The sequence below is a fragment of the Actinophytocola sp. genome, assembly GCF_035712165.1.
Lineage (GTDB): Bacteria > Actinomycetota > Actinomycetes > Mycobacteriales > Pseudonocardiaceae > DASYTH01.
The window spans coordinates 1-10373 of the sequence record NZ_DASTBH010000007.1; the positions used below are offsets into that span (position 1 = coordinate 1).

Consider the following 10373-nt stretch of genomic DNA (forward strand, 5'->3'; position numbering starts at 1 on the left):
CTCGAGCCGGGCCGGGTGGTGCCGCTGGACCGGCTCGCCGAGATCGTGTGGGGGGACGATCCGCCGGCCGGGGCGCGCAACGCCATCCAGGCCCACGTTTCCCGGCTGCGCCGGACGCTGACCTGTGACGTCGAGGTCGAGCTCGTCGCGCGCCATCCCGGCTACCTGCTCCGGGTCGACCCGCAGCGCATCGACCTGCACCGGTTCCGCAGCCTGGTCGGCAGCGCGCACCGCAGCACCGATCCCCGGCGGTCCGACCAACTGCTGCGCGCGGCATTGACGCTGTGGCGCGGGTTCCCGCTCGCCGACGTGACCTGCGGCGCGGTCCGGAACCGGCTGGTCCGCGGGCTGGCGGAGGAAGGCCTCGCGGCGCTGGAACACCGGCTGGCCAACGACCTGCGGCTCGGCCGGCACACCGAGACCGTGGCCGAGCTGGCCGATCTCGCGGCCGAGCACCCGTTGCGGGAACGGCTCGCGGAGCTGTGGATCCTCGCCCTGTACCGGTGCTGCCGCCAGGCCGACGCGCTGGCCGCCTACCGGCAGACCCGCATCCGGCTGGCCGAGGAGTTGGGCATCGAACCCAGCCCCGCGCTGAAGTTGTTGCACCAGCGCATTCTGGCCGCCGATCCGGGGCTGGACGTCGCGCTGGCCGAGGCGCCGTTTCGGCCCCCGGTCCCGGCCCAGCTGCCCGCCGGCGTGGCCGCTTTCACCGGCCGCGCCGAGCAGTTGCGTCGGCTGGACACCCTGCTGTCCGGCCACGGCACCGCGCCGGCCATGGTGATCGTCGCGCTCACCGGCCCGGCCGGCGTCGGAAAGACCGCGCTCGCGGTGCACTGGGCGCACCGGATCGAGCCCCGGTTCCCGGACGGTCAGCTGTTCGCCAGCCTGCGCGGCTCCGCGTTCGGCCCGCCGCCGCGTCCGACCGAGACGCTGGCGGGGTTCCTGTACGCCCTCGGAGTGCCGGCCGGGCAGGTTCCGACCGACCTGGAGACGGCCATCGGCCTGTACCGGACCCTGGTGGCGGACAAGCGGTTGCTGGTCGTCCTGGACGACGTCGTCGACCCGGAACAGGTCCGCCCGCTGCTGCCCGGCTCGGCCGGCTGCCTGGTCCTGGTCACCAGCCGCGACCCGTTGTGCGGCCTGGTCGCCAGGGACGGGGCGCACCGGGTGGCCCTGGACGCGCTGACTCCGGACGAGGCCCGCGCGCTGCTGGCCCGGATCCTGCCCAGCGCCCGACCGGACGCCATCGCCGAGTTGGCCAGACTGTGCGCGCACCTCCCGCTGACGTTGCGGACGGCGGCGGCGAACCTGCTCAGCTGACCCCGCCGTCGAACAACCCGTCCAGCCGCAGCAGCGCGTCGCCGGCCCGGAACAACAGGATTCCGGTGTTGCTCAGCGACAGCGGAACGAGCGGCCCGGCCAGCCGATGGCCGTCGTCGGTCCGGGCGCCCGACACGGCCGGGACGGTGGCCAGCCCGGTCAACGGCACCTGACCGGTGAACACGCCCAGCCACAACGCGAACCGGCCGTCGGTGAGCTCAATGCCGGCGGCCACCCCGAACGGAACCCGCAGCGCGGCACAGTTGCTCGCCACCGGTGCGCCGATCCGCAACACCGTCCCGGACTCCAACCCAGGAGCCGGATCGCCGGTCGCGACCACGACCTGCGGGTCGACGACGCCCGGTGGTCTGGTCCACAACGCGCGGCCGCCGTCCTCGCGTTCCACGGTCACGAAACCGAGCTGGGCACTGATCGCCGGCGGGTCGAGAATCCGCGCCACTCCCCCGGCCCCATCCCGCAACCAGTCCCCCGCGGCGACGACGCCACCGTTCACGATGACCGCCGTGGCCGCGCCGCCGGCCATCCGGACCACGCAGCACAACGCGTGTCCCAGCCTCGACGGCGACAGATCGGCCACGGTTCCGTCCGGAAGGGACTGTCCACTCACGAGCGTGATCACCGGCCGCCGGTTGCCAACCTGCTGCACCACGCAGACCCGCCCGTCGCCGAGCACCGCCCGAAACGCCACCGCCCAGCCGCCACCCGCGGTGGTCACGGTGGGCCGGCCGAAGGAGACGTAGGGCACGCCGGCCGGCGACGGATCCCCCGTCACGGCAAGGGGATCCGTCCCCGTCGCGGTACGCAGGAAGATCCCCTCGCCGCCGCGCCGCAGCCCGGCCTGGAAGACCAGCAGGCCGTCGTCAGCCAGGTCGAGCCCGCCGACCGAACGGAACGGCCCGCCCCGGAGCCTGACCACCGGCAGCGCGGCGGCGCCGGTGGTCAGGGTCACGCCGTCCGGGGTGGTGTAGGCGACGGCGCCGTCGTCGGCGACCGCCGCGCACCCGACCCCGGCCGGAGCCAACCGGGTCAGCCCGGCGCGGGTGAGGTACCCGGTCACTCGACCAGCACCGCGTTGATCGGCTGCTGCTCGGTGCCGGGGGTGGGGCGCAGTGTCGCCGACCCGCCCAGCGGAACGGTCAGCGTCGCGTCCCCGCAGACGACCGGGTAGCTGCCCGGGGCGAGCGGGGTCGGGGAGTAGAGCGAGTAGTTGCCGGTGGCCGGGTCGCTGGCGCCCTCGATCGAGGTGGTGCCGTCGAGCAGGCCGACCACACCGCCGACCGGGTTGCCGGCGCTGTCCAGCACCCGGCCGGAGGCCACCAGTTGGCCGGCCGACGTGGTGCCTTCGTCGCTGATGATCAGCGTCTTGAACGCCTTGACCTTGTACACGTTGTTCAGCCGCCGCGGCCGGTCGTTGAACAGCTGACCGGACGTGGTCAGGATGGTCACGTCGGTGCGTTCCTGCGTGGCGTTCTCGCTGACCTGGAAGGTCTGCCCGACGCCGAAGGTCTGCTGCAGCCGGGCGCTGGTGGCCGGGTCGGCGTTGTTGTTGAACCCGATGCTCTGCATGATCGTCACGGCGAACGTCTCGGTGATCCCGGCCGAGATCGTCGACCCGCTCTCCAGGCTGTTGACGAACTGCACCGGGCTGGTGCTCGGCCCGGCGGAGATGGTCTTGCGGAACTTGTACTTCTGCCTGGGCAGCGCGAGCCCGCTGGTGTTGCCGTCCCGGAACGGGTAGAGCGCGGCGATCGCGTCGGCGGTGGCCGGGCCGATCGGGTTGCGCGTGCTCGGGTCGGTCAGCAACTGGTTGAGGTTGGCGATCAGGATGAACTCGGCGTTGAGAAACTTGAACCGGAAGCCCTGTCCCGGGTTTCCGGACAGGTTCAGCTTCGGCCGGGCGATCAGGTAGAAGGTGGTGTCGCCGGGCCGGGCGTAGCCGTCGCTGCCCAGCGGCGCCTGGGAGGTGAGCGTGATCGTCTCGGTGCTGCGGATGGTCGCCGCGTTGGCCACGCTGACGCTGGTGGTCTGCCGGAACGACTGGCCGCTCGAGCCGCTCACCCCGACGCCGAACGCGGTCCCGGACACCGAGGTCTCGAACGACAGGGACAGCGTCTGGTCGGCGGTGGCGGACAACCGGAAGGTGTCGGTGCGCTGCCGGGTTACCTGCCAACTCGTCGAGCCCCGGTTGTTCAGCGGCGCGCCGACGAAGGTCACCGGGATCGCACCGAGCACCACGTCACCGGTGAACACCGGGTCGGCCGCCGCCGGCCCGGCGGGCAGCGCGGCGGCGACCGCGGTTCCCGTGCCGACCACCGCGGCGCGGAGAACTGTACGTCTGGACAAGGGTTCTGGTTGCGCGGACACCGCGTCTCCCCTCAACTGCAAAGGAACTGGCCGCCGACGAAGCTAGTTCCGCTGCGGTGCCGGCTCACGTCCCCAGTTCGGGGGACTCGACGGGCAGGCCGTCCTCCCGGACCCTGTTGGCGAGGTCCAGCTTGGTGTAGGTCGGCCGCCCGGCCTCGCGGTACTTGGCCTTGACCCGGTCGAGGTAGGTCTTCGCGGTCTCCGGCCGAATGCCGAGCCGGCGCGCGGTGGCGCCGAGGGTGAGCCCGGAGGCGTAACCGACCAGCACCGCGCGCTCCCGGGGGGAGAGCACCGGGCGGTTGGGGCGCTCGTCGCGCAGGCAGGCGAAGGCGAGTTCGGGGGTGTAGACGGTCTCCCCCGCGGCCACCTGCCGGATCGCCGCGCCGAGGGCGTCCAGGTCGTGATCCTTGGTGAGGTATCCCGCTGCGCCGGCGGCGAACGTGGCCGCCGCCCACCGCTCATCCGGCCACACGCTGATCACCAGCACCCGGTAGCCGGCGTCGGCCAGCCGCACCACGTTGGTCGCCGGATCGGACCCGTCGCGCAGCATCAGGTCCAGCAGTGCCACCCCGGATCCGGGCGCCGGCTGCGCGAGCAGGTCGTCGACCGTGCCCGCCATCGCGGCGAGCCGCATCCCGGAAGCGCCGGCCAGCCAGCCGCGCAGACCCTCCCGGAGCATCAGGTCGTCGTCGACCACCACGAGGTCGATCATGCGTCGGCCCCGGGCCAGGTCAGCTCCACCGAGGTGCCCTCGCCGGGCCGGCTGTCGACCACCGCCACCCCACCGATCTCCGACATCCGGTGCCGCACCGAGAACCGCAGCCCGAACCCGGTCGGCCCGTCCGCCGGGTCGAAGCCGCGGCCGCGGTCCACCACGCTGACCGTCACCCCGGCCCCGGTGCGCAGTGCGGTCACCCGCGCCTGGTCGGTGCCGGAGTGCCGGAGCACGTTGTTGAGTGCTTCCCGGGCCGCCTCACCGAGTCCCTCGACCGCCTCCGGCGGCAGGTCCGCCGGCAGCGCGTCCCGCTGGTAGCGGATCCGCAGCCCGAGCGCCTCGGCCCCGGCGATCACCTCGGTCAGCTTGTCGCCGAGGTCGCCGGGCTCCGCCTCGGCGTCCTCGCGGCACAGTCGCCGCACGTACTCGGCCTCCCGGGCGCACCGCCGTCGCACCTCGTCGGTGCGGTGGTCGAGCCCGCCGCGGGCGATCGCCACCAGCGTGGTGAGCACGGTGTCGTGCAGCGCCCGGTAGTTCGCCAGCCGGGCAACGGATTTCGCCCGCGCCGACTCGGCCGCGACCCGCAGCCGGGTGGACTCGTCCAGGGCGCGGCCCTGCCGCCGCAGGTACCGCAGCACGAAGCCGACGATCACCGCGAACCACAGGATTCCGTTGAGGCAGCTCAACAACTCGGCCGCCGTGCCGCCCGTGGCGAGCGTGCCGGCGGTGTGCGCGGCCAGCAGCCCGGCGACGGCGAGCGCGGCGAGCCCGACCGGCGCGAGTGCGGCACCGGCCAGGGCCGCCGCGGCCTGGGACATCCGCTCGGACCAGTTCACCGGCTCGTGTTCCAGCCCGCGCGGCACGTTGGTGGTGACCAGCAGCAGCAATCCCGCCGACCACGCCACATCCAGCCACACCAGGGCCGGCGCGAACCAGCCCCGCCGCCAGACCTGGCGGAACAGCACGGCATTCCAGCCGAACGTGAGCACCACCAGCACGGTGTTGAGGGTGCCGCGCCGGTAGTCGTCCGACGTCAGGCTGAGCGCGACCGGCGGCGCGTAGCTGAGCCGTTGCAGGCCCAGCAGCACCACGATGACGCGGTTTGCCCGCTCTGTACCCGATCCCAGCCGCACGCGGGTACTACGCGAGGGTCGCGCGAAGCGTTCACCCGTTCCGGGTGAGCAGGGTGAGCAGGCCGTGCACCGCCTCACTCATGGCGGTGCGGGCCGGCGCGAGATAGCGGCGCGGGTCGACCAACTCCGGTTCGGTGGCCAGGGTGGACCGGACCGCGTCGGTCATGGCGACGTTGAGCGCGGTCCCGATGTTGACCTTGGTGATCCCCGCGCGCACGGCCTGGCGCAGCTCGTCCGGCGCCACGCCGGAGGAACCGTGCAGCACCAGCGGAACCGGCAGCCGGTGCGCCAGTTCGGCTATGCGGGCCTGGTCGAGCCGCGCGGTGCGCTCGGTCATCGCGTGCGTGCTGCCGACCGCCACGGCGAGCAGATCGACACCGGTGGCCCGGACGAACTCCTCGGCCTCGTCCGGATCGGTGCGCACGCCGGGCAGATGCGCGCTGCGCGGGGCGTCGGGCTTGCCGCCGACGTAGCCGAGTTCCGCCTCCAGCCACAGTCCGGCGTCGTGCGCGGCCCGGACGGCGCGCGCGGTGTGGGCGACGTTGTCGGCGTAGGCCAGGGCGGCGGCGTCGAACATGATCGAGCTGAACACCGAGTGCAGGGCCCGGTCGAACAGTTCGGGACCGGTCACGTGATCGAGGTGCAGGGCGATGGGTGCGGTGGCCCGGTCGGCGACCGCGTGCACGGCCGCGGCCAACGGCTCCAGTTCGCCGTCGTGGTAGCGGATCGCGTTCTCGCTGATCTGCATGATCACCTCGGTGCCGGCCGTGCTCGCGGCCCGCGCCACCGCTTCGGCGTGCTCCAGCGTGATCACGTTCAGCGCGGCGACCGCGCGCCCGGCGCGTTTCGCCTCGGTCACCAACCGCGCCGTGCTGACGATGGTCATGGTGTCGGGAGCACGATCGAGCGGGTCAGACCCCTTGGCCGGTCCGGATCCAGCCCGCGTTCGTGCGCCCATGCCACCGCGAGCAGTTGCGCCCGGACCAGGTCCGCGACCGGGTCGAGAGCATCATCGATCAGCTCGGCTCCCGTCGCCGCGACGTCCGCCGCGATGCCGGGCGCCGGCTCGCCGAACACCCACACCGCGCGGCCCGGTTCGGCGATCGCGATCGGCCCGTGCCGGTACTCCAACTGCGGATAGGCCTCCGTCCACACCCCCGCCGCCTCCCGCAGCTTGAGCGCGGCCTCCCGCGCCACGCCGTACGCCCAGCCGTCGCCCAGGAACGTGACCTGCGCGCCCAACTCCACCGTGAACTCCTGGCCCAGCACGGCATCCGCCTGCTGGATCACCGGTTCCAGGTCCGCGCCCAACGAGGCCCGCAACAACATCAGCGCGGTCGTCGCGAACACGGTCTGCACGACCGACCGCTCGTCGGCGAAGTCGAGCACAACCGCCTCGCCGGCGAGTTCCGCGATCGGGCTGCCGCCCACCGCCGTAATCGCGACCGTCCGCGGCCGCGCGGTCCGCAGCGCCCGCAGCACCTCGGTCGTGGTGCCCGACCGGGAGATCGCCACCACCCGGTCGTAGTTCCGGTTTTCGGGAAACTGGCTGGCCGCGAAGGCGTCCGTCTCCCCCGCGCCGGTCTCCTCCCGCAGCGCCGCGTACGCCGCCGCCATGTACCAGGAGGTGCCGCACCCGATCACCGCCACCCGCTCCCCCGGCGCCGGCAGCGTGGCCGTCAACCCCGCTGCCAGGCCGATGGCCCGTGACCAGGACTCGGGTTGGCGGCGAATCTCGGCAGCGGCGTAGGACTCCACCAACCCATCCTGCACGGATCGACCAGAATCAGTCAAACTTTGTGACTGATTCTGCTCAAAGTTGGGCGACGTGCACTCGCGGGCCGCGCCGGGCCAGCTCGGTCAGGTCCGCCTCTTTGGCCCCCGAGTCGGTGACGATGTCGGCGACCGCGCCCAGCTCGCAGATCCGGGCGAACCCCCGCCGACCGATCTTGCTCGAGTCCGCGACCACGACCACCCGCGCCGCCGCCGTCACCAGCGCCCGGTTCGTCTGCGCCTCCACCTCGTGGTGGGTGGTCAGTCCGGCGCTCGCGCTCACCCCGTCCACCCCGATCACCGCCACCTCGATGTTGATGTTGGCGAGGGTCAGTTCGGCCAGCGGCCCAACCAGCTCGTAGGACTCCCGCCGGGCGCTGCCGCCGCACACCACCAGTTCGATGTTCGACCGGACCGCCAGCTCGGAGGCGATGTTGAGGGCGTTGGTCACCACCCGCAGCCCGGGACGGCCGGCCAGCGCCCGGGCGACCTCGGTGGTGGTCGTGCCGCCGTTGAGACCCACGGCCGTGACCCCGGCCGGGATGAGCGCGGCGGTGGCCGCCGCGATGGCCCGCTTCGCCTCCTGGTGCTGGCCGCCCCGGTAACGCATCGGCAGTTCGTAGAGCACCCCGGAGGCCACCGCCCCGCCGTGCGTTCGGGTCAGCAGCTTCTGGCTCTCCAACAGCCTCAGATCACGCCGCACCGACGCCTCGGACACCCCCAGCCGTTGGGCGAGCCCGCCCACCCCCACCGAGCTGTGCTCGCTCAGCTCTCGCAGAATCAGCCCCAGCCGATCTTCCTGCCGCATGCCGTGCACAATACGCGCACGTCCATGCTCACTTCGAGCAGAATCGGACAAACCCAGCCGCCCGTTCACCCGATCGAGGCTGGACGATGATGGACCCATGCCGACGATTCCCAGCACCGCCCTCGAGGTCCACCTCGCCGCGCGCCCGACCGGCCGGCCCGGTCCGGAAACCTTCGCCGTCGTCGAGGCGGACGTCCCCCGCCCGGCGCAAGGCCAACTGCTGGTCCGCAACCTGGTGATGAGCGTGGACCCGTACATGCGCGGCCGGATGAATGATGCGAAGTCCTACGCCCCGCCCTACGAGGTCGGCCAGGTGATGCACGGTGGCGCGGTGGGCGAGGTGGTCGAGTCCACTGTAGACGGATTCGCCCCCGGCGATGCCGTCCTGCACGGTCTGGGCTGGCGCGAGTACGCGGTGCTCGACGCGCGCGGTGCGAGCAAAATCGACCTCGGCCTGGCCCCCGCCGGCGCGTTCCTCGGCGTGCTCGGCATGCCCGGCCTCACCGCCTACGCCGGCCTGCTCGACGTCGCCGGGTTCCGGGCCGGGGAGACCCTGTTCGTGTCCGGCGCCGCCGGGGCGGTCGGTTCGCTGGTCGGCCAGATCGCCCGCCAGAAGGGCGCGGCCCGCGTGATCGGCAGTGCCGGCTCCGCGGCCAAGGTGCGCTACCTACGGGAAAAACTGGGCTTCGACGCTGCCTTCAACTACAAGGACGGTCCGGTCGCCGACCAACTCGCCGCCGCCGCTCCCGACGGCATCGACGTCTACTTCGACAACGTAGGTGGCGACCACCTGGAGGCTGCCATCGGTTCGCTCAACGTGCACGGCCGAGTCACCGTCTGCGGCATGATCTCTCAGTACAACGCCACCGAACCCGCGCCCGCCCCGCGCAACCTCACCATGATCATCGCCAAACGCCTGACCATTCGCGGCATGCTCGTCATGGATCACGCCAACCTGCAGCCCCAGTTCTACCGCGAGATGAGCACCTGGCTCCGCGACGGCACAATCCACTACGAAGAGACCGTTTTCAGCGGCCTCCGCAATGCGCCGGACGCGTTCCTGGCCATGCTCGACGGCCACAACACCGGCAAAATGCTCGTGACCCTTGATGGGAGCTGAGCTGACAGCTCGGTTTACCTGGTTGCGGGTCCCTGGCGGGGTCGGGATGCTTGGGGTGGTCGCCTTTGGGTGGGTTGGGGCTGGCGTTGCGGTGCACGGCTGTGGACAGCCCCTCGGGGTGCGTGGTTGTGGGGTTGGGGGCCTGCCCACAGCCGTGCACCGGGCAGGTCTCCCGCCCTGGGCAGGGTCAGGCGCGGCTTCTTCAAAAACCAAAATCATTCATAGAAGAAAGAAAGGATGCGGGCGCGCCGCGCCGCAGGCGCGGCGCGTGGGTGCCGTTCGGGGTGGTGGTCAGAAGGGCGGGGGATCCGGATCGGTGACCGGGTCCGGTTCGACCACATGCTCAAACCCCAGCGGGGTGGTCCACCGAAACACCCCCGGTGTGATCTGTTCTATCTGCCAGCCACCCTCATGCTTGGCCCGGTGATGCCGCCTGCACAGGCACACGCAGTTGCCGTCGCAGGTCTTCCCGGTGGGCCAGGGGGTCAGGTGGTCGATGTCGCAGCGCCGCGCCGGCCGCAGACAGCCCGGGTGCCGACAGGTCCGATCCCGCACCTTGACCAACTCCGCCAACACCTTAGGCGGGCTATAGGCGGCGGTGGTCAAGTCCACGACCCGCCCAGCGCTATCGGTTTTGATCCAACGCCACCGCTTCGCCTGCCCAGCCAACTCCAGCGCGTGTTCCCGGGTGATCGGCCCGATCCCGTCGATCTCCGCCGGCCCACTCGCGGGCAGGGTCACATGCATCTCGATCACCCGCCGGTCAGGGTCGGTGCCGAGGATCAGGTCAGCGGCGACATCGGCTTCGATCTGCGCCACCGTCCGGGCCTCCCCACCCAGGTTCTTGAGGTGCCGGGCATGGGTAGCGATGGTGCTGTGCATCGCCGCGATCACCTCAACCGAGTGGTAGATCGTCAGCGCAGCCTGCCCGTCCTCGGTGGGATAGCTGTACACCTGCCGATCCCGCACCTTGACCCGCCGACGCTGCTCCGCGCCGGCGGGGTCAGCGGCAATAACCGCCCGCGCCAACGCACGCCGCAGCTGCGGCACCGTCTGCTCACCCGCGCGGGGCAACACCCGCGCTTCGACGGCGGCAGCCACCTGCGGGTCCAGGTTCGC

The 10373-nt window shown here is 72.0% G+C and carries 10 protein-coding genes; 2 read left to right on the forward strand and 8 right to left on the reverse strand.

All coding sequences use genetic code 11. The features are described from left to right. Positions 1-1320: AfsR/SARP family transcriptional regulator (locus tag VFO68_RS00370; RefSeq protein ID WP_325156071.1), on the forward strand; the 1320-nt coding region annotated here is incomplete at its 5' end. Here the strand turns inward: VFO68_RS00370 and VFO68_RS00375 are convergent. The 7 genes from VFO68_RS00375 to VFO68_RS00405 form a co-directional block, all read right to left on the reverse strand. Further along, positions 1313-2398: a hypothetical protein gene (locus VFO68_RS00375; protein ID WP_325156072.1), complete on the reverse strand. Its 1086-nt coding sequence runs from the start codon at positions 2396-2398 to the stop codon at positions 1313-1315. The two genes, VFO68_RS00370 and VFO68_RS00375, sit on opposite strands and share 8 nt — an antisense overlap. Beyond that, positions 2395-3654, reverse strand: a complete 1260-nt coding sequence (locus VFO68_RS00380; protein ID WP_325156073.1) for a hypothetical protein — start codon at positions 3652-3654, stop codon at positions 2395-2397. Before VFO68_RS00380 ends, VFO68_RS00375 begins: the two co-directional genes overlap by 4 nt. 115 nt (positions 3655-3769) lie before the next feature. Then, on the reverse strand, positions 3770-4417 hold the full coding sequence (locus VFO68_RS00385) for a response regulator transcription factor (RefSeq protein WP_325156074.1): 648 nt from the start codon (positions 4415-4417) through the stop codon (positions 3770-3772). Beyond that, the gene (locus tag VFO68_RS00390) at positions 4414-5511 is read right to left on the reverse strand and encodes a sensor histidine kinase (RefSeq protein ID WP_325156075.1); all 1098 of its coding nucleotides are present in this window, start codon (positions 5509-5511) and stop codon (positions 4414-4416) included. Before VFO68_RS00390 ends, VFO68_RS00385 begins: the two co-directional genes overlap by 4 nt. A gap of 73 nt (positions 5512-5584) precedes the next feature. Beyond that, positions 5585-6439, reverse strand: coding sequence for a class II fructose-bisphosphate aldolase (locus VFO68_RS00395; protein ID WP_325156076.1), 855 nt, complete (start codon positions 6437-6439; stop codon positions 5585-5587). Then, the gene (locus VFO68_RS00400) at positions 6436-7326 is read right to left on the reverse strand and encodes an SIS domain-containing protein (protein WP_414635441.1); all 891 of its coding nucleotides are present in this window, start codon (positions 7324-7326) and stop codon (positions 6436-6438) included. Before VFO68_RS00400 ends, VFO68_RS00395 begins: the two co-directional genes overlap by 4 nt. A 40-nt stretch (positions 7327-7366) precedes the next feature. Beyond that, a complete protein-coding gene (locus tag VFO68_RS00405; RefSeq protein ID WP_325156077.1) occupies positions 7367-8134 on the reverse strand; it encodes a DeoR/GlpR family DNA-binding transcription regulator in 768 nt (255 codons plus the stop codon). Between the two features lie 97 nt (positions 8135-8231). Here VFO68_RS00405 and VFO68_RS00410 point away from each other — a divergent pair, with 97 nt between their 5' ends. After that, positions 8232-9254, forward strand: a complete 1023-nt coding sequence (locus VFO68_RS00410) for an NADP-dependent oxidoreductase (RefSeq protein ID WP_325156078.1) — start codon at positions 8232-8234, stop codon at positions 9252-9254. A 291-nt stretch (positions 9255-9545) separates the two neighbouring features. Here the strand turns inward: VFO68_RS00410 and VFO68_RS00415 are convergent. Further along, the coding region (locus tag VFO68_RS00415; RefSeq protein WP_325156079.1) for an HNH endonuclease signature motif containing protein at positions 9546-10373 on the reverse strand (828 nt) is incomplete at its 5' end.

Excerpts from the sequence above, each read along its gene's own strand:
- VFO68_RS00385 (WP_325156074.1), bottom strand. The coding sequence starts at position 4,417 with ATGATCGACCTCGTGGTGGTCGACGACGACCTGATGCTCCGGGAGGGT.
- VFO68_RS00395 (WP_325156076.1), bottom strand. The coding sequence starts at position 6,439 with ATGACCATCGTCAGCACGGCGCGGTTGGTGACCGAGGCGAAACGCGCC.
- VFO68_RS00405 (WP_325156077.1), bottom strand. The coding sequence starts at position 8,134 with ATGCGGCAGGAAGATCGGCTGGGGCTGATTCTGCGAGAGCTGAGCGAG.
- VFO68_RS00410 (WP_325156078.1), top strand. The coding sequence starts at position 8,232 with ATGCCGACGATTCCCAGCACCGCCCTCGAGGTCCACCTCGCCGCGCGC.